We start from the raw sequence: 18,647 nt of genomic DNA, 5'->3' as shown, positions 1-18,647 counted from the left end.
TCACGCCGTCGGCACCACCTGGAAGCCCTCCGCGTAGTGCCCCTCGGGGAACCCCGCCTCCTTCCCCCAGGCGGCGAAGCGGCTCTTCACGAAGTCGGCGAACCCCTCGACGTGCGCCACCTGGCTCACGTGCGACTGCAGCGCCGCCAGCTTGCGGTCGACGGTGGCCGTGATGTCCACGTAGTGGTTGGGCGTGGAGCCGCCCGTCAGCCACACCTCGCGCACCGTCCACGCCTCCAGGCCCTCCTCGGTGAACAGCTCGGGGAAGGCGTACGGGTTGCGCGCGTCGGGATAGACGGCGTCCAGCGTGGCGCCGCCGACCGCGCGATGGTCGGGGTGGCTCGGCGCGACGAACTGGTAGTTGCGGTCGGGGTGATGCGTGATGACCAGGTCGGGCCGCACCTGCCTGATGACGCGGGCGATGTCGCGGCGCAGCTCCAGCGACGGCACCACGGTGCCGTCGGCATAACCGAGAAAGCGCAGGTCCGTGACGCCGACGCACTTGGCCGCCGCCGTCTGCTCCGTGCGGCGGAGCTCGGCCATGCCCGAGTTGTCCAGCGTGCGCTCGTTGCCGCCCGCGTCACCGTCGGTGACCAGCAGGTACGTGACCTCCACCCCGGCGTCGGCGAACAGCGCCACGGTCCCGGCGGCCCCGAAGTCGGCGTCGTCCGGATGCGCGGACACGACGAGGATCCGGTCGATCTCGTTCTCGGCCAGCATGCGGTCCCCTTTCTGATCGTCGTACGGGACAACCGACGCCCGGCTACCCGCATTCCGTGCGCCGATTGTCGGTGGCGCGTCTTAACCTAGGTGGGTGCCGACCCACGTCTCTGTTGACCACCCCTTGCTCGATGGCCTCAACCCGCAGCAGCGCGAGGCCGTGATCCACCATGGCAGCCCCCTGCTGATCGTGGCGGGGGCGGGATCGGGAAAGACGCGGGTGCTCACCCACCGCATCGCCTACCTGCTGGCCGAGCGCGACGTCCATCCGGGCGAGATCCTGGCGATCACCTTCACCAACAAGGCCGCCAAGGAGATGAAGGAGCGCATCGACAAGCTCGTCGGGCCGCGCTCGCGGGCGATGTGGGTGATGACCTTCCACAGCGCGTGCATGCGCATCCTGCGGCGCGAGGCCAAGCGGCTCGGCTTCCCCTCCAGCTTCTCCATCTACGACCAGGCCGACTCCCAGCGCCTCATGGCCATGGTCTGCCGCGAGATGGAGCTCGACCCCAAGCGCTATCCGCCCCGCTCGTTCTCCGCCCAGGTCAGCAACTTCAAGAACGAGCTGATCGACTACGAGACCGCGATCGAGCGCGCCGGCTCCCACCTGGAGAAGACGCTCGCCCAGGCCTACAAGAGCTACCAGCTCAAGCTCACCGAGGCCGGCGCGATGGACTTCGACGACATCATCATGAACACGGTGACGCTCTTCCAGCTCTTCCCCGAGGTGGCCGAGCACTACCGGATGCGCTTCCGCCACGTCCTCGTCGACGAGTACCAGGACACCAACCACGCCCAGTACATCCTGATCAGGGAGCTGGTCGGCCACCCCGAGGTGCGCACCGCCGACGGCGACGTGGTGCGGGCCGGGGCCGACATGTCCGAGCTGTGCGTGGTCGGCGACGCCGACCAGTCGATCTACGCCTTCCGCGGCGCGACGATCCGCAACATCCTGGAGTTCGAGCGCGACTATCCGAACGCGCGCACCATCCTGCTGGAGCAGAACTACCGCTCCACCCAGAACATCCTGGCCGCCGCCAACGCGGTCATCTCGCGCAACGAGTCGCGCAAGCCCAAGAACCTCTGGTCCGACCAGGGCGACGGCCCCAAGATCGTCGGTTACGTGGCCGACAACGAGCACGACGAGGCCGTCTTCGTCGCCCAGGAGGTCGACCGGCTCAGCGACGAGGAGGGCGTCAAGGCCGGCGACGTCGCGGTCTTCTACCGCACCAACGCCGCCTCCCGCGTGTTCGAGGAGATCTTCATCCGCACCGGCCTGCCCTACAAGGTCGTCGGCGGCGTGCGCTTCTACGAGCGCAAGGAGGTCAAGGACCTGCTGGCCTACCTGCGGCTGCTGGCCAACCCGCTCGACGTGGTGTCGCTGCGGCGCATCCTCAACGTGCCCAAGCGCGGCATCGGCGATCGGGCCGAGGCCATGGTCGAGGCGTTCGCGGCCCGCGAGCGGATCCCGTTCTGGGACGCGCTGCGGCGGGCCGACGAGGCGCCGGGCATGGCGACCCGCTCACTCAACGCGATCAGGGAGTTCGTCGCGCTCGTCGAGGAGCTGATCGTCAAGGGCGAGGGCATGCCGCCGTCGGCGCTGGCCGAGGAGGTGCTGGTGGCCACCGGCTACCGCGCCGAGCTGGAGGCGTCCGAAGACCCGCAGGACGAGTCGCGGCTGGAGAACCTCAACGAGCTGATCTCCGTGGCCTCCGAGTTCGAGGAGGCCAACCCGGAGGGCACGCTGGTGGAGTTCCTGGAGCAGGTGTCGCTGGTGGCCGACGCCGACCAGATCCCCGACGCCGACGGCGGGCAGGGTGTCGTGACGCTCATGACCCTGCACACGGCCAAGGGCCTGGAGTTCCCCGTGGTGTTCCTGACGGCGATGGAGGACGGCGTCTTCCCGCACATCCGCTCGCTCGGCGAGCCGAAGGAGCTGGAGGAGGAGCGCCGCCTGGCCTACGTCGGCATCACCCGGGCCCAGCAGCGCCTCTACATCACCCGCGCCGCCGTGCGCAGTTCGTGGGGGGCGCCGTCGTTCAACCCGGCCTCCCGCTTCGTCAGCGAGGTGCCGGGCACGCTCATCGAGTGGCGTACGGATCCGAGCAAGTCGGCGTGGAGCGCGGCGACGCGCCGTGAGCCCACGCCCGCCGCCGCGCCGAAGAAGAGCGGCGGACGCGCGGTCCCGACGCTCAACCCCGGCGACCGGGTCACGCACGACGCCTTCGGGCTCGGCACGGTGGTGACGGTCGACGGGGTGGGCGACAGGACCAAGGTCAAGATCGACTTCGGCTCCGGCGGCGAGAAGACGCTGCTGCTGGCCTACGCGCCGCTGGAGAAGCTCTAGCCGAGACGGTCAGAGGGCGCTGCCCTGCTTCCACTGGGTCCAGTTGAGCTGCCAGTAGCTCCAGCCGTTGCGCCAGTCGAGCTTGCGCTTGGTGCCGGTGATCTTCACGACGTCACCGCGCTGGGCGATGTCGTAGAACCACTTGGCCCCGGCCGGGGTGGCGCGCACGCAGCCGTGGCTCTGGTTGGAGCGGCCGAGGAACTGGTAGTCGCCGTAGCTCTGGTGGACGTACTCGCCGCTGTCGGAGATGCGGACCGCCCACGGGATCTGCTCCTTGTAGTAGCGCGGGTCCTTGGGGTCGGTCACGCCCATCCACGACGAGGTCATGGTCTCCACGGCCTTCTTGCCCATGGTCAGGTGGACGCCGCTGGTGGTCAGGTAGACGTCGACGCCGTTCCTGATCAGCCCGCCCCGGCCGGCGCTGATCGGGATCTTCTTGGCCAGCCTGCCGTTGCGGTAGACCTTCATCACGTGCTTGCGGGTGTCGACGACGGAGATGTTCTGCGCGCCGACGGCGAAGCGGCGGCTGACGTTCCTGGCCGCCTGGTTGCCCGGGATCTCGCTGAGCAGGGCCTTGAAGAGCACCTTCTGGTTGGGCTTCCAGTAGGTCTTGGTGCGGTAGACGACCTTGTTGTCGGCGATCCACCGCCAGGCGCCCTCGACGGGCTTGTCGGCCTCGACCCGCAGCACCGACTCGGCCGCCGCGCGGTCGCGCACCTTGCGGTCGAAGGTCACGATGATGGGGAAGCCGACGCCCACCTTCTCCGACTTCTCGCCGAGCGGGGTGATGTCGGCGATGCCGAGCTTGACCTTCTTCGGCGCGGCGGCCTGGGCGGGCATCGCCGGCGCCACGCAGAGGGCCGCGGCGACCAGGGCGGTCACGGCCGGCATCCGGGGGAAGAGCTTCACAGGTCGTACTCCTGGACTATGTGCTTGACGCGTTCCGTAGGTGTGACAGCTGAGGCTCGTGTTTCGCCGTCCAGGAGGGCGTCACGATGTCATAACGGTTCAATTTTGTACATTCCGGTGGCCGGCCGTGGGGGTGCCACGGCCGGCCTCAGGACCTACTTGGTGGCGATGCCGTTGAGCTTGCCGAACTCCTCGACGGTCTCCTCGCCGCCCTCCTCCAGGTCCGTGGTGACCTGGTCGGCCGTCGGCGCCTTGATCGTGAGCTTGCCGCCCCAGCCGGTGAAGCGGGTGTCGACGCTCAGGCTCCCGCTGTCCATGGCCAGCGCGACCGCCGAGAACGTCGTCACCAGGCGCGTGGGCAGGCCCTTGGCGTCCACGGTGAGCCGCCAGTTGATCGGCGTCTTCAGCGTCTTGGCCGTGTCCTTCGCCCCCATCCTGGAAGCGCGGAACCACGCCGACGCCTTGCGCAGCTCACCGACGGTGATCTTGCCGGTGTAGCCGCCCGAGGTCGCCTTGGCGTTCTTGAACAGCGCCTTGAGCGTGGCCGGCTCCGCGATGTTCACGGGCTGGCCCAGCACGCCGAGAATGCCCGCGGGCGGGCCGTTCGGGGCCTTGTACCAGGTCTCGCCCTCCGGCAGCACGGTCGACCAGATGCCGCCCGACAGGTAGGACGTGGTGCCGATCCTGATCGTGCGCTCCGACTTGGTCATCGCCGCGATCAGCGAGTCCTCCTCGGCGTCCAGGTCACTGGCGTTGATGGCCAGCTTGCCGGTGATGTCGGACGCGGCGATGCCCGACCGGCCGAACGCGAAGCTGCCGTGACGCCTGAGGAAGACGGCGCGCTGGCCGTCCTCGATCACGGTGGTGCGCTCGGTGAACTTCACGCCCTTGCCCGGGGCGACGTGCTTCTTGACCGCCGTCACCGGGTTCTTGGGCGCAGCGGCCTGGGCGGGCGTCGCCGTCACGAGGGCGGCGGCCGACGCCAATGCCAGGCCGGTGATGATGCGCTTCATGCGGATTCCTCTCGATTCCTGTAATCGTTCGTGCAGGGGCCCGGCGGGTCTCAGTCCTTGGACTTGGGAGCGACCTTGCCGGCGGGCGGCGCCTTGATCGTCACCTTCGCGCCCCAGCCCCTGTAGGTGGTGTCCTGCTTGATCGTGATGTCCTGCCAGACACCGACCAGCCCCTCGCCGGAGTAGGAGGAGGTCAGGCGCTGCGGAACGCCGCTCCCGCTGACCGTCAGCCGCCACGACACCTTGGTGTCGCCCTCCATGTAGACCGGGATGCTGGTGCGGAACCAGGGCGAGACCTTCTTCAACTGGTCGAACGTGATCGTGCCCTGGTAGCCGTTCGACGTCCGCTTGGCCTTGGCGAGCAGCCTCTTCAGCGTGGCCGGCTCCACGGGGTTGATCGGCTGGGCGAACCAGCTGCTCACCGCCGCGTGGTCCGACTTGCGCCACGTCTTGCCTGCCGGCAGGTCCTCCTCGTACGGCCCGCCCGACACGTACGCCGTCTTGCCGACCACGATCGTGCGGTCGTTCTTGAACAACTCGCCCGGCTTCTTCGAGTCGTACGTCGTCGACAGGTCGGCTGCCGCGATCTTGCCCTTGCCGAACATGAACCGGCCCTTGCGCTTCATGAACGGCTCGGAGCCGTCTTCGCGTACGAGCGTGGTGGTGTCGGTGAAGCTGACGCCCTTGCCCGCGACGAGCTGCTTCTTGACCGCCGTGACGGGGTCCTTGGGCGCCGCCTGGGCGGGGGCGGCCACGGCGAGCGCGGCGGCCGAGGCCAGCGCGACGCCGGTGATGAGAGTTCTCATGAGGGTGCCGTTTCTTGGTGAGGGGTACGGGCGGGCCCTCTCGGGAAGGGCCCGCCGGACGTCACTCCGCCGCGACCGTGCCGGCGGGCGGAGCCTTGATCGACACCTTGGCGCCCCACCCTCGGTACGTGGTGTCCATCCTGAGCGTGCCGAGCATGCCCCTGACCATCCCGCCGGCCGGGTAGGAGGTGACCAGCCGCTTCGGCAGGCCGTCAGGCCCGACGGTGAGCTTCCAGGTCACCTCGGTCGCGCCCGCGCGCCACAGCGGGACGCTCTGGTTGAACCAGGGCGAGACCTTGCCCAGCTCGTCGAACGTGATCGTGCCCTGGTAGCCGCCCGCCGTGCGCTTGGCCTTGGCCAGCAGCTTCTTCAGCGTGGCGGGCTCGGCCGGGTTGATCGGCTGGGCCCAGTTGTTGCTCAGCGCCGCGCTGTCGGACCTGAGCCACTTCTTCCCCTCCGGCAGCTGCTTGTCGTAGTAGCGGCCGGACAGGTAGGCGGACTTGCCGATCAGGATCGTCCGATCGTTCTGGAAGGAGTCCAGCCCTCGCTGGAGGGTCTCCTTCGGGTACGTGGACGCCATGTCGGTCGCGGCCACCTTGCCCTTGCCGAACATGAAGCGGCCCGTGCGCTTCAGGTACGGCTCGGGGCCCTCGTCGCGCACGTACGTGGTGGTGTCGGTGAAGCTGACGCCCTTGCCCGCGACGAGCTGCTTCTTGACCGCCGTGACGGGGTCCTTGGGCGCCGCCTGCGCGGGGGCGGCCACGGCGAGCGCGGCGGCCGAGGCCAGCGCGACGCCGGTGATGAGGCCCTTCACGCGGTTTACCGCTGGTCCAGCGAGTGGAGGCCCTTGCCGGGTAGCTCCGACGGCAGTTCGGTGTCCTTGCCCAGGTCGTGGAGGTCGACCCACTGCGACTCCGGCGGCGCGACGACCTTGACCTTGCCGCCCCAGCCCGTGTAGCGGCTCTCGGTGACGGCCCTGGTCTTGCCGAGCAGGCCGAAGTCCAGCGTGTAGTCGCTGACGACGCGCTTGATCAGGCCCTTGGAGTCGACGTCCAGCAGGTAGGAGATCTTGATCTTGCCGACGTTGCCGGTGATCCTGGCGCCGGTGAGCTTGCCCAGCTCCTTGGCCGTCAGCGAGCCGGCGTAGTCGCCCTTGACGACCTTGGCCTTGGCGACCAGGGCCTTGAGCAGCTTGGCGTCGAAGACGTCGATGACCTGCTCGGTGCCCGCGGTCTGGACGCCCTCGTAGCGCACCCACTTCTTGCCCTCGGGCAGCTCCTCGCTGAAGAGCCCGCCCTGCATGTAGGTGTCGCCGCCGACGCTGATGGCGCGCGAGTTGGAGATGCCGCGCAGCATCTCGGCCATCTCCGCCGAGGCGCCCTTCGGGATCTTGACGCGGGTCGTGAGGTCGGAGGCGACCACTCCGGACTTGCCGAATTCGAGCACGCCGGTGGTCTTGCCGCTTCTGCTCTCTTTACCGTCGGTGAACGTCCGGTTCGTTTCTGAAACCCGAACGCCGTGGCCCGGCTTGAGCTGCTTCTGCAGCGCCTTGACCGGGTTGACGGGCGCGGCCTGCGCTGGTGCCGCCGTGACCAGCGTCGACATGGCGGCCACGGCCAGCCCGGCAATGATTCGCTTCATTGCGATCCTTTGACGTCGAGTTATTGAGGGGTATGGATCATGTCAATTGAAGATCACAGGTATATCTCGGCGAAACTGGTTATTTACGTCGAATCGGTGCACTTTCCGTGCAGCGTGCGCATCGGGGAAGTGAGATCACCGTCACATCGCGGGATATCTGCTACCCGATGACCTGGTCAGGTCAAGGTTGGGGCTAGGCTTCACTGGCGGAAAACGCCCGGCACGCACGGGGTGGACCGGGCCGTCGAACATCAGTCGGAAATGAGCAAGGACGGACCCTCGTGGACCTGTTCGAACATCAGGCGAAGGAGCTCTTCGCGGACTACGGCATCCCGGTGCCTCGCGGCATCGTCGCCCACACCGTGGAGGAAGTGCGGGCGGCAGCAGAGCAGCTGACCGGCCGTGTCGTCGTCAAGGCCCAGGTAAAGACCGGCGGACGCGGTAAGGCCGGCGGCGTGAAGGTGGCCGACGACGCCGCCGACGCCGTCGAGAAGGCCACCGCGATCCTCGGCATGGATATCAAGGGCCACACGGTCCACAAGGTGCTCGTGGAGGAGGCCAGCGCGATCGCGGAGGAGTACTACTTCTCGTTCCTGCTCGACCGCGCCAACCGCACCTTCCTCGCGATCTGCTCGGCCGCGGGCGGCATGGACATCGAGGAGGTCGCCCACAGCACGCCCGAGAAGGTCGCCAAGGTCCCCGTCTCGGCGCTGACCGGCGTCGACCGGGCCAAGGCGCGCGACATCGCGATCGCCGGCGGCCTGCCGGAGAAGGCCCTCGACGGCGCCGCCGAGCTCATCGAGAAGCTCTGGTGCGCGTTCGTCGACGAGGACGCCACGCTGGTCGAGGTCAACCCGATGATCCTCGCGGCCGACGGGCAGGTGAAGGCGCTCGACGGCAAGGTCACGCTCGACGACAACGCCACCTTCCGCCAGGCCGACCATGAGGCCTTCGCCGACAAGGCGGCCGAGGACCCCCTGGAGGCCAAGGCCAAGGAGAAGGACCTCAACTACGTCAAGCTCGACGGCGACGTCGGCATCATCGGCAACGGCGCCGGCCTGGTCATGTCCACGCTCGACGTGGTCGCCTACGCCGGTGAGGCGTTCCCGGGCAAGCCGTCCCCGGCCAACTTCCTCGACATCGGCGGCGGCGCGTCCGCCGAGGTCATGGCGGCCGGCCTGGAGATCATCATGTCCGACCCGTCGGTCAAGTCGATCTTCGTGAACGTCTTCGGCGGCATCACCGCCTGCGACGCCGTCGCCAACGGCATCGTGTCGGCGTTCAAGCTCCTCGAAAGCCGCGGCGAGGCCGTCACGCACCCGCTGGTGGTCCGCCTCGACGGCAACAACGCCCAGCTCGGGCGGCAGATCCTGGCCGACGCCGCACTCCCGCGCGTCGAGCTGGTAGACACGATGGACGACGCGGCCAAGCGGGCCGCCGAGCTCGCTGCGGCAGGTGTGTGACACATGGCTATCTGGCTGACCGAGAACAGCAAGATCATCGTTCAGGGCATGACCGGCGGCGAGGGCACCAAGCACACCCGCCGCATGCTCGCCTCCGGCGCCCGCGTCGTGGGCGGCGTCAACGCCCGCAAGGCCGGCACCACGCACGAGGGCCTGCCCGTGTTCGGCACGGTCAAGGAGGCCATCGAGAAGACCCGCGCCGACGTGTCGGTCGTCTTCGTGCCCCCGGCGTTCACCAAGGACGCCGTCAAGGAGGCCATCGACGCCGAGATCCCGCTCTGCGTCGTCATCACCGAGGGCGTGCCGGTCCACGACTCCACCGAGTTCTGGGCGTACGCGGTCGCCAAGGGCAACAAGACCCGCATCATCGGCCCCAACTGCCCCGGCATCGCCTCGCCCGGCGCCTCCAACGCCGGCATCATCCCGGCCGACATCACCACCTCGGGCCGCATCGGCCTGGTGTCCAAGTCCGGCACGCTGACCTACCAGCTCATGTACGAGCTGCGTGACTTCGGCTTCTCCACGGCCGTGGGCATCGGCGGCGACCCGGTCATCGGGACCACCCACATCGATGCCCTCCAGGCGTTCCAGGAGGACCCGGGCACCGACGCGATCGTCATGATCGGCGAGATCGGCGGCGACGCCGAGGAGCGCGCGGCGGCCTACATCGAGGAGCACGTCACCAAGCCGGTCGTCGCCTACGTCGCGGGCTTCACCGCCCCCGAGGGCAAGACCATGGGCCACGCGGGCGCCATCGTGTCCGGCTCCGCGGGCACCGCCCAGGCCAAGAAGGAGGCCCTGGAGAAGGTCGGCGTCCGCGTCGGCAAGACCCCCTCCGAGACCGCTCGGCTGATGCGGGAGATCATGCAGTCCCGCTGAACTGCTTTCACGGCCGAAGCCCCGCGCGGTTGAGCGCGGGGCTTCGGCTGTTCCGGGGCGCTCACGGCCGGTCGGTGACACGCCGGCCGGTCGGGCCCGCGAGGGCGCCCCGGCCGCCCTGTCCGGGGCTTTGGGGTCTCTTGATCTTGCCCTCGACGACTATTGATCTTGAAACGGCGCACAAACTGGGCGGGGGCGGCGCGTCAACCAAGCGCTGGTCGGGAAAGATTGAGAAAATCGCTTGTTGTGACGGCGATACTCGACCAGCTGCGGACCGCCCCCCGGTCGGTTCTCGGCAAGCTCCCCGGGGTCTCGAGTGACGATGACGAGACGCGCCGGCCACTGCCTGTGTCCGGGATGCTGGCCGCCGCGTGCACGCTGGGCGTCGGGCTGGCCGTGCTCACGACGCTCACGCTGGTCGGCTGGATCGCCGCGCCACGCGGCACGCTGGGCGACGGGCTGCCCGGGGTGTTCCGCACGGCGGCGCAGATCTGGCTGGCGGCCCACCATGCCGGGTTCGCCATCCCTGGCGGCCGGGTGGGGCTGCTGCCGATCGGCCTGATGGTGCTGCCCGCCGTGCTGCTGTACAAGGCGGGCCGGTGGATGGCCCGCGACGCCGACCTGCGGCTGCGGCTGCCGGCGCGGCTGCCGAAGAACAGCCCGCGCGAGAAGGCCGCGGCCCGGCGCCGTGCCCAGCTGCTGCTGGTGGCGCAGGCCGGTGTGTCGCTGGCGGCCCCGTACGCGCTGCTGGCGGGTCTGATCGCGCTCGTCACCAGCAACGAGATCACCCAGCCGTTCATCGGCGAGGCGCTGCTGAGCCACTTCCTGCTGGCGTTCGTGGTGGGCGCGGTGGCCACGGCGCGGACGATCGGGCCGTGGCGGGCGATGCTGCGGCTGCTGCCGGAGCGGGTGCGGGCGCTGACGGTCGGCACGGCGGTGGCCACGGCGCTGCTCGTGCTGTTCGGGCTGGGCCTGGTGCTGGTCGCCGTGGCCCTCAACTTCGACCAGGTGCGCCAGCTGTCGGACGTGCTGTCGCCGGGGGTCGTGGGCGGGCTGCTGCTCCTGCTGGTGCAGGCGCTCTACCTGTTCAACGTGGTCATCTGGGCGTCGTCGTACATCGCCGGGCCGGGCTTCGCCATCGGCGCCGACACGCTGGTGGCGCCCACGGGCGTGCAGCTCGGCACGGTGCCGAGCCTGCCGCTGCTGGGCGCGCTGCCGGAGAGCGGGCCGGTGCCCGCGTGGATGATGGCGGTGATCGCGCTGCCGTTCGCGGCGGGCGCGGTGGCGGGCGTGGTCGTGGCCAGGATGTCGCCTTCTCCCGCGTACGAGGCCGCGCCGCTGTGGGGTTTCCTGACGGGCGTCACGTCCGGGCTGGTGGCGGGGCTGCTGGCGGCGCTGTCCGGGGGCCCGATCGGCGGCGGCCGGCTGACGGCCGTCGGGCCGTCGCCGTGGGAGGTGGCGCTGTCGGTCGCGCTGGAGGTCGGCGTGGCGGCGGGCATCTCCGCCGGGGTGACGAACCTGCTGCTGCTCAACCGCAAGGCCCGCGCGCCGCTGGACAAGGCGGCGGCGCCGGTGCGCAAGGCGGGGGCGGCGATCGCCCGGGCGGCGAGCAAGGTGGGGCTGGCCGAGGCCGACGCCCGCCCGCTGCCCGGTCACTGGATGGACGCCACGGAGGCCGACACCCAGCCGATCCCGGTCATCCGTGACGACTGGCAGGACGAGCACGCCTCGGCCGCGGCCGAGACGCTCTCGCAGGCGCGCCCGCGCCCGCCGATGGACCAGGCGGCGCCGGCGCGTCAGGACATCGTGGACGAGTCCGACGACCGGGGCGGCCACGTCATCTACGTCGACCCCTACGCCTGGGACCGCGACTAGGGCGTCGTGCCCAGGATCTCCAGCACGTCGGAGGGCAGCTTCTTCTCCGCCGCCTCCCTGAACTGCACGTAGCACTCGCCCTGGGAGGACACGGTGCCCGCGCCCTTCAGGCATTCCTGGTAGGCGGAGTGCTCGTCCATCAGATAGAGCTGCATGGCCGTGGCTCCGGCCGACAGCAGCAGTGCGACGGTCGAGACGGCGATGCCGCCCGCTGCCGCGCCTGTGGGCTTGCCCGCGTTTCGCAGCAGCGGGAGTGCGCGAATCCCCGCCACGAGCGCGAACACCGCCAGAACCAGGCCCGCCGCGGGCAGCATGATCGTCATCGCCAGCGCGGCGATGGACAACCAGATCGCCCGGCGTCCCGCGGACTCCGCGGGCTGCTGACCGGCTGGTGCTTGCACCGGTGTCGACACCTGACCTCCTCTGCGTCACCGTGACCGGGAACAGATACGCTGGCAGCCCCAACCCGGAATCCTCATGGGAGTGTGCGTGTCCAAGGCTGCGCGGCTCGTCGTCCTCGTCTCCGGCTCTGGAACAAACCTACAGGCCCTCCTGGACGCTTCCGCCGATCCGTCTTACGGAGCCCGGGTCGTGGCCGTCGGTGCGGACCGGGATGGCATCGAAGGACTGGCTAGAGCATCTCGCGCAGGTATACCCACTTTTGTCCGAAAGTTGGGCGATTACCCGTCCCGGGCCGCGTGGGATGCCGCGCTCGCGGCGGAGATCGCCGCCCACAAGCCGGACCTGGTCGTCTCGGCCGGCTTCATGAAGATCGTCGGAGCTCCCACCCTGGAGGAGTTCCCGCTGCTCAACACCCACCCCGCGCTGCTGCCGGCCTTCCCCGGCGCCCACGGGGTGCGTGACGCGCTGGCCCACGGGGTCAAGGTGACGGGATGCACGGTGATGCTGGCCGACGCCGGCGTCGACACCGGGCCGATCGTCGCGCAGGAGGCCGTGCCCGTGCTGCCCGCCGACGACGAGGCGACCCTGCACGAGCGCATCAAGACCGCCGAGCGCCGCCTGCTCGTCGACGTCGTCGGCCGGATGGCCCGCGAGGGCTGGACGGTCAGCGGACGCAGCGTCCGCATCGGTAACCCATCAGGAGGGGAAAGCACGTGACTCGCATCGCCATCCGGCGCGCTCTCATCGCCGTCTACGACAAGTCGGGGCTGGAGGAGCTGGCCAGAGCCCTGGACGGGGCGGGGGTGGAGATCGTCTCGACGGGCGGCACGGCGGCGGCCATCGCCTCCTACGGGATTCCGGTCACCAAGGTCGAGCAGCTCACCGGCTTCCCCGAGTGCCTCGACGGGCGGGTCAAGACCCTGCACCCGCGCGTGCACGCCGGCATGCTGGCCGACCTCAACAAGCCGCACCACGTGGCGCAGCTCGACGAGCTGGAGATCGACCCGTTCCAGCTCGTGGTGGTCAACCTCTACCCGTTCCAGCAGACGGTCGCCTCGGGCGCGTCCGACGCGGAGTGCGTGGAGCAGATCGACATCGGCGGGCCCGCGATGATCCGCGGCGCGGCCAAGAACCACAGCACCTGCGCGGTCGTGGTCGACCCCGCCGCCTACGGCGACGTGCTGGCCGCGCTCGACCATGGCGGCTTCACACTCACCGAGCGCCGCCGGCTGGCGGGCGCCGCCTACGCCCACACCGCCGCCTACGACGTGGCCGTGGCGTCCTGGTTCGCCAACGGCTACGCCGAGCAGGAGACCTGGCCGCAGTTCATGGGCGCCACCTGGGAGCGCAAGAGCGCGCTGCGCTACGGCGAGAACCCGCACCAGGCCGCGGCCCTCTACAGCGCGGGCGGCGACGGCCTGGCCAACGCCGAGCAGCTGCACGGCAAGGAGATGTCCTACAACAACTACCTCGACGCCGACGCCGCCTGGCGCGCGGCCTGGGACTTCACCGGCCCGTGCGTCGCCATCATCAAGCACCAGAACCCGTGCGGCATCGCCGTCGGCGCCGACGTGGCCGAGGCCCACCGCAAGGCGCACGCCTGCGACCCCGTCTCCGCCTATGGCGGCGTGATCGCGGTCAACGGCGCGGTCACCGCCGAGCTGGCCAGGCAGATCGCCGAGGTGTTCACCGAGGTCGTGGTGGCGCCCTCCTACGAGCCCGAGGCGCTGGCCGTGCTGACGCAGAAGAAGAACATCCGCCTGCTGGTCTGCCCGAGCGGCCCGGTCAACCCGGCCGAGTTCCGCCGCATCGACGGCGGGCTGCTGGTGCAGCAGGTCGACCGGATCGACGCGGCCGGCGACGACCCGGCGACCTGGCAGCTCAAGGCGGGCGAGCCGGTGTCGCCGGCGGTGATGGCCGACCTGGTGTTCGCCTGGCGGGCGGCGCGTTCGGTCAAGTCCAACGCGATTCTGCTGGCCAGTGACCTGGCCACGGTGGGCGTCGGCATGGGCCAGGTCAACCGGGTCGACTCGTGCCGGCTGGCGGTGTCGCGCGCGGGGGAGCGGGCGGCGGGCTCGGTGGCCGCGTCCGACGCGTTCTTCCCGTTCGCCGACGGGCCGCAGGTGCTCATCGAGGCGGGCGTCAAGGCCATCGTCGAGCCGGGCGGCTCGGTGCGTGACCAGGAGGTCATCGAGGCCGTGGAGAAAGCGGGCGTGGCGCTCTACTTCACCGGCACGCGGCACTTCTTCCACTGATGCCGCAAGGGTGGCCCGCCGGGGCGGGTCACCCAAAAGCGGGTCAAGCATCCGCATGGTGCGGTTAATCTGAGGGCTTCCGCCGCGTGATTGCTCCCCGGAGTCCCTTATGACACTGCTCGACGCATCCCTGCAGGCCCTCATCGCCGTGAACGGGTTCGCGACCAGCCCCTTCGTGCTCATCCTGCTCGCGTTCATCGGCGCCTACCTGGGCGGGCGGGTCGTCGAGCTCATCCCGTTCACCCGCCGGATCATCGAGCGGCGTGAGGCTCAGCTCGCCGAGCGCGAGTAGTCCCAGGCCAGTTTGGCGGCGCCGGCCAGCCCGGCCCGCACTCCCAGGGTGGTCGGCCGGACCCGCACCGCCCTGACGAACGCCAGCCCGCCGACGTCGTCGAGGGCCCGCGCCAGCGGCTCGAACAGCACCGGCCCGGCGCCCGACACCCCGCCGCCGACGACCACGGTGCTCACCTCGGCGGCGGCGGCCGTGGAGGCGATCATCCCGGCCAGCGCCGCGGCCCCCCGCTCGAAGGCGGCCACGGCGACCGGATCGCCGTCCGCCGCGTCGCGGGCCAGCATCCGCGCGTCCGGGCGCGCCGCCTTTGGGTGCTCCGCGCCGGGGCGCCAGCCGTTCTCCAGGGCCCAGCGGGTCATGTTGGGGCCGCTGGCGTAGCGCTCGACGCAGCCGCGCCCGCCGCACTCGCAGCGCTCGCCGTACGGGTCGACCGTCATGTGGCCGACGTGCCCGGCGTTGCCGGTGGGGCCGAGCAGCGGCCGCCCGCCGATGACGAGGCCGCCGCCGATGCCGGTGGAGACGACCACGCCCAGCAGCGCCGAGCTGCCGCGCCCGGCGCCGAGCCAGTGCTCGCCGAGCGCCATGCACTGGGCGTCGCCGGCGAGCACGGTGGGCAGCCCGGTCAGCGCCCGCACCTCGTCGCGCAGCGGGAAGCGCCGCCAGCTCGGCATGTTCACCGGGCTGACGGTGCCGCGGTCGAGCGGCCCGGCGCAGCCGATCCCCACGGCGACCGGCGCGGGCCCGTCGCCGGTCACCTCGTCGACGAGCCCGCCGAGCGCGGCCATGACCTGCTCGCGGGGCGTGGGCCGGGTGGCGGAACGCAGCACGGCGCCCTCCTCGTCCACCAGCGCGGCGGCGAGCTTGGTGCCTCCGATGTCGATGGCGAGTACGTACGTCATCGGCGTGCGGGCGGGCGGGGGTGAGCGGACATGACCACCTCTCGGGGGAGCGCGCAATTCCGGCGAAGGTCACCATATGCCGTCCAAAGTCCGATGACAACGATGTCATTCGGGTCGTGGACGCCCGGCAGCCGGAGCGTGGAAGGATTGACCGCATGAGCGCAGTGAGACTCGACGGCAAGGCGACGGCAGCGAAGATCAAGGCGGACCTGGCGGCCCGGGTGACCGCGCTCAAGGAGCGTGGCATCACGCCCGGCCTCGGCACCGTGCTGGTCGGCGACGACCCCGGCAGCCAGATCTACGTGGCGGGCAAGCACCGCGACTGCGCCGAGGTCGGCATCTCCTCCATCCGTGTCGACCTGCCCGCGACCGCCACCCAGGCCGACGTCGAGGCCGCCATCGACGAGCTCAACGCCTCGCCCTCCTGCACCGGCTACATCGTCCAGCTCCCGCTGCCCAAGCACCTCGACACGATGGCGCTGCTGGAGCGGATGGACCCGGCCAAGGACGCCGACGGCCTCCACCCGGTCAACCTGGGCCGCCTGGTCCACATGGTCGACGCGCCGCTCCCGTGCACGCCCCACGGCATCGTCCTGCTCCTGCAGCAGTACGGGGTCCCGATCAAGGGTGCCGAGGTCGCCGTGGTCGGCCGCGGCATCACCGTGGGCCGCTCGCTCGGCCTGCTGCTGACCCGCCGCAGCGAGAACGCGACCGTGACCCTCTGCCACACCGGCACCCAGGACCTGGCCGCGCACGTGCGCCGCGCCGACATCGTGGTGGCCGCGGCCGGCGTGCCCGACCTCATCACCGCCGACATGGTCAAGCCGGGCGCCGCCGTGCTCGACGTCGGCGTCTCCCGCGTCAACGGCAAGATCGCCGGTGACGTGGCGGCCGACGTGGACGACGTCGCCGGCTTCCTCACGCCCAACCCGGGCGGGGTCGGCCCGATGACCCGCGCCCTCCTGCTGTCCAACGTGGTGGAGGCCGCCGAGCGCACATCCGTCATCTGACGGACGCCACGGGCCGCCCACCGGCCCAGGATGGTCCTCAAAGCTCCTACCAGGGCATACGCCGGTAGGGAGGGAGGACCATGGAGCTCGAAGGACTGGTCGCCGCCGTCACCGGCGGCGCCGCCGGTCTCGGCGCCGCCATCGTCGACGGCCTGCGCGCACGCGGCGCCCAGGTCGTCTACGGCGACCTTCGCGACGACCGCCCGCCGTCGGCCGGCGCCCTCTACCACCCCCTGGACGTACGCGACCGCGACTCCTGGGACGACTTCGCCGAGACCGTCCGCGCCACCCACGGCCGGCTCGACATCCTCGTCAACAACGCCGGCGTCAGCGCCCGCAGCGGCCTGCTCGACACCGCCGACGACGACTGGGACCGGGTCCTGCGCACCAACCTGTGGGCGCCGTGGACCGGCATCCGCGCCTTCGCCGCCGAGCTGACCGCCAGCCCGCACGCCAGCGTCGTCAACATCGGCTCCGTCTACGGCCAGGTGCCGCCGCCCGGCCCGCCCTCGCCGCCCTCCTCCGTGGCCTATCAGGTCAGCAAGGCCGGGCTGCACATGCTCACCAGGACCGCGGCCGTCGAGCTGGCCGGCCGCGGCATCCGCGTCAACGCCGTGCTGCCCGGCGTGTTCGTCACGCCGCTGCTGCGGCAGCTCTCCGACGACCAGCTCAGGCCCCGGATCGAACGCGCCCCGATGGCCCGCCCGGGCGACCCCGCCGACGTGGCCGAGGCGGTCGCCTACCTGGCCTCGCCCCGCGCGTCGTTCGTCACCGGCGTCCTGCTGCCGGTCGACGGCGGCTACACCGCCTCATGACCCCCCGAGAAGTGAGAGGTCGCGATGAGCGACAACAGCACCCTGAACCGGACCGGCGGCTCCATGCGCGCCGTCGTCGCCGGCTCCTTCGGCAACATCATGGAGAACTACGACAACCTGGTGTACGGCTACACCGCCGCCACACTGGGCAAGCTGTTCTTCCCCGAATCGGACGGCCTCGTCGGCACCCTCTACACGTTCGCGGTGTTCGCCGTCGGCTTCCTCATGCGCCCGCTCGGCGCGATCACGTTCGGGCACGTCGGCGACAAGTTCGGCCGCCGGATCGCGCTGGTGGTCAGCGTGCTCCTGATGGGCGCGGCCACCACGCTGATCGGCCTGCTGCCCACGTACGAGAGCATCGGCGTGCTCGCGCCGCTGCTGCTGGTGGTCCTGCGGATGGTGCAGGGCTTCTCGGTGGCGGGCGAGTGGGCGGGCTCGGCGGCCTTCCTCGTCGAGTACGCCCCGGCGCGGCGGCGCGGCTTCTTCGGCAGCTTCAACCAGGTCTCCACGGCGGCCGGCTTCCTGCTCGCCTCCGGCGTGGTGGCGCTCAACTCCACGATCTTCACCGAGGAGCAGGTGCTCGCCTGGGCGTGGCGGATCCCGTTCCTGCTGTCGGCGCTGACGGCCGTGGCCGCGCTCTGGCTCCGATACGGCCTGGACGAGACGCCGGCGTTCGCCGAGGAGCAGGAGAAGGGCGCGACGGCCAAGAGCCCGCTCAAGGAGGGGCTGCGCACCGAGTTCCCGAGCATCCTGCGCGGGTTCGGCTTCACCATGCTGTGGACGGTCGCGTACTTCTTCTTCCTCACCTACCTGCCGACCTGGCTGGCGGACGTGGCCGGGGTGGACCCGGGCGTGGCGCGGGCCTCCAACATCGTCGGGCTGGTCGTGCTGACCGTGTGCATCGCCTCGTTCGGCGCGCTGTCGGACCGGGTGGGGCGCAAGCCGCTGCTCATCGCGGCAGCCGCCGGGTTCCTGGTGCTGAGCTGGCCGGTCATGCTGCTGCTGCAGCACGGCGGCACGTTCGGCGTGTTCGCCGGGCAGATCGTCATCGCGGTCGTCCTGGCCATGTTCTCGGGACCCGGCCCGGCGGCGCTGTCGGAGATGTTCCCGACGAAGCTGCGGTATTCGACGATGTCCATCGGCTACAACTTCGCGGTCATGGCGTTCGGCGGCACGGCGCCGTTCGTGGCCACGGGCGCGATCCAGCTCACCGGGTCCGACATGTCGCCCGTGGTGCTGCCGATCGTCTCCGCGTTCGTCACGCTCCTCGTCGTGATCGGCATGCGGGAGACCGCCCACCGGCGCCTGCACTAGGAGGGAA

Annotated in this window: 18 protein-coding genes; 10 read left to right on the top strand and 8 right to left on the bottom strand. The window is 70.5% G+C overall.

Annotated elements, in window-relative coordinates:
* A complete protein-coding gene (locus ACWDXC_RS04275; protein WP_449977913.1) occupies positions 1-720 on the bottom strand; it encodes a PIG-L deacetylase family protein in 720 nt (239 codons plus the stop codon).
* A 94-nt stretch (positions 721-814) separates the two neighbouring features.
* On the opposite strand from ACWDXC_RS04275, the gene pcrA reads away from it, so the two are divergent.
* The gene (gene pcrA / locus ACWDXC_RS04270; protein ID WP_449977910.1) at positions 815-3,067 is read left to right on the top strand and encodes a DNA helicase PcrA; all 2,253 of its coding nucleotides are present in this window, start codon (positions 815-817) and stop codon (positions 3,065-3,067) included.
* A gap of 9 nt (positions 3,068-3,076) precedes the next feature.
* On the opposite strand, the gene ACWDXC_RS04265 is transcribed toward pcrA, so the two are convergent.
* The 5 genes from ACWDXC_RS04265 to ACWDXC_RS04245 form a co-directional block, all read right to left on the bottom strand.
* Positions 3,077-3,976 carry a L,D-transpeptidase gene (locus tag ACWDXC_RS04265; protein WP_449977908.1) on the bottom strand — a complete coding sequence of 300 codons (900 nt, stop codon included), beginning with the start codon at positions 3,974-3,976 and terminating at the stop codon, positions 3,077-3,079.
* Positions 3,977-4,131: 155 nt separating this feature from the next.
* Positions 4,132-4,989 (bottom strand): hypothetical protein, encoded by an 858-nt coding sequence (locus ACWDXC_RS04260; protein ID WP_219500621.1) that lies wholly within the window; start codon positions 4,987-4,989, stop codon positions 4,132-4,134.
* 50 nt (positions 4,990-5,039) lie between these two features.
* On the bottom strand, positions 5,040-5,795 hold the full coding sequence (locus tag ACWDXC_RS04255) for a hypothetical protein (protein WP_449977906.1): 756 nt from the start codon (positions 5,793-5,795) through the stop codon (positions 5,040-5,042).
* Positions 5,796-5,856: 61 nt separating this feature from the next.
* Positions 5,857-6,609, bottom strand: a complete 753-nt coding sequence (locus tag ACWDXC_RS04250; protein ID WP_449977903.1) for a hypothetical protein — start codon at positions 6,607-6,609, stop codon at positions 5,857-5,859.
* A 5-nt stretch (positions 6,610-6,614) separates the two neighbouring features.
* The gene (locus tag ACWDXC_RS04245; protein WP_449977900.1) at positions 6,615-7,436 is read right to left on the bottom strand and encodes a hypothetical protein; all 822 of its coding nucleotides are present in this window, start codon (positions 7,434-7,436) and stop codon (positions 6,615-6,617) included.
* Positions 7,437-7,717: 281 nt separating this feature from the next.
* Between ACWDXC_RS04245 and sucC the strand changes: the two genes are divergently transcribed.
* From sucC to ACWDXC_RS04230, 3 genes are all read left to right on the top strand, one after another.
* Positions 7,718-8,899, top strand: coding sequence for an ADP-forming succinate--CoA ligase subunit beta (gene sucC, locus ACWDXC_RS04240; RefSeq protein WP_449977898.1), 1,182 nt, complete (start codon positions 7,718-7,720; stop codon positions 8,897-8,899).
* A gap of 3 nt (positions 8,900-8,902) precedes the next feature.
* Entirely contained in the window at positions 8,903-9,778 is an 876-nt protein-coding gene (sucD, locus tag ACWDXC_RS04235; RefSeq protein ID WP_357584297.1) for a succinate--CoA ligase subunit alpha, read from the top strand.
* Positions 9,779-10,135: 357 nt separating this feature from the next.
* Positions 10,136-11,653 carry a cell division protein PerM gene (locus ACWDXC_RS04230; protein ID WP_449978172.1) on the top strand — a complete coding sequence of 506 codons (1,518 nt, stop codon included), beginning with the start codon at positions 10,136-10,138 and terminating at the stop codon, positions 11,651-11,653.
* Here ACWDXC_RS04230 and ACWDXC_RS04225 read toward each other — a convergent pair.
* On the bottom strand, positions 11,650-12,066 hold the full coding sequence (locus ACWDXC_RS04225) for a hypothetical protein (RefSeq protein ID WP_308125616.1): 417 nt from the start codon (positions 12,064-12,066) through the stop codon (positions 11,650-11,652). The two genes, ACWDXC_RS04230 and ACWDXC_RS04225, sit on opposite strands and share 4 nt — an antisense overlap.
* 64 nt (positions 12,067-12,130) lie before the next feature.
* Between ACWDXC_RS04225 and purN the strand changes: the two genes are divergently transcribed.
* The 3 genes from purN (at position 12,131) to ACWDXC_RS04210 (ending at position 14,602) form a co-directional block, all read left to right on the top strand.
* The gene (gene purN, locus ACWDXC_RS04220) at positions 12,131-12,772 is read left to right on the top strand and encodes a phosphoribosylglycinamide formyltransferase (protein WP_449977895.1); all 642 of its coding nucleotides are present in this window, start codon (positions 12,131-12,133) and stop codon (positions 12,770-12,772) included.
* Positions 12,769-14,310: a bifunctional phosphoribosylaminoimidazolecarboxamide formyltransferase/IMP cyclohydrolase gene (gene purH / locus ACWDXC_RS04215; protein ID WP_449977892.1), complete on the top strand. Its 1,542-nt coding sequence runs from the start codon at positions 12,769-12,771 to the stop codon at positions 14,308-14,310. Before purN ends, purH begins: the two co-directional genes overlap by 4 nt.
* A gap of 109 nt (positions 14,311-14,419) precedes the next feature.
* Positions 14,420-14,602: a hypothetical protein gene (locus ACWDXC_RS04210; protein WP_364173547.1), complete on the top strand. Its 183-nt coding sequence runs from the start codon at positions 14,420-14,422 to the stop codon at positions 14,600-14,602.
* Here the strand turns inward: ACWDXC_RS04210 and ACWDXC_RS04205 are convergent.
* Entirely contained in the window at positions 14,581-15,501 is a 921-nt protein-coding gene (locus tag ACWDXC_RS04205) for an ROK family protein (RefSeq protein WP_449977890.1), read from the bottom strand. The genes ACWDXC_RS04210 and ACWDXC_RS04205 overlap by 22 nt on opposite strands.
* 155 nt (positions 15,502-15,656) lie before the next feature.
* Here ACWDXC_RS04205 and ACWDXC_RS04200 point away from each other — a divergent pair, with 155 nt between their 5' ends.
* The 3 genes from ACWDXC_RS04200 to ACWDXC_RS04190 all read left to right on the top strand — a co-directional run bounded on the left by ACWDXC_RS04200 (position 15,657) and on the right by ACWDXC_RS04190 (position 18,640).
* Positions 15,657-16,511: a bifunctional methylenetetrahydrofolate dehydrogenase/methenyltetrahydrofolate cyclohydrolase gene (locus ACWDXC_RS04200; protein WP_357584293.1), complete on the top strand. Its 855-nt coding sequence runs from the start codon at positions 15,657-15,659 to the stop codon at positions 16,509-16,511.
* An 80-nt stretch (positions 16,512-16,591) separates the two neighbouring features.
* Positions 16,592-17,326 carry an SDR family NAD(P)-dependent oxidoreductase gene (locus ACWDXC_RS04195; protein ID WP_449977887.1) on the top strand — a complete coding sequence of 245 codons (735 nt, stop codon included), beginning with the start codon at positions 16,592-16,594 and terminating at the stop codon, positions 17,324-17,326.
* A gap of 24 nt (positions 17,327-17,350) precedes the next feature.
* The gene (locus ACWDXC_RS04190) at positions 17,351-18,640 is read left to right on the top strand and encodes an MFS transporter (RefSeq protein WP_219500636.1); all 1,290 of its coding nucleotides are present in this window, start codon (positions 17,351-17,353) and stop codon (positions 18,638-18,640) included.
* Positions 18,641-18,647 lie beyond the last annotated feature (7 nt).

Source organism: Nonomuraea sp. NPDC003214 (genome assembly GCF_053590035.1).
The sequence above is the reverse complement of the archived record's forward strand: the minus strand, read 5'-3'. Positions and strand labels throughout refer to the sequence as shown.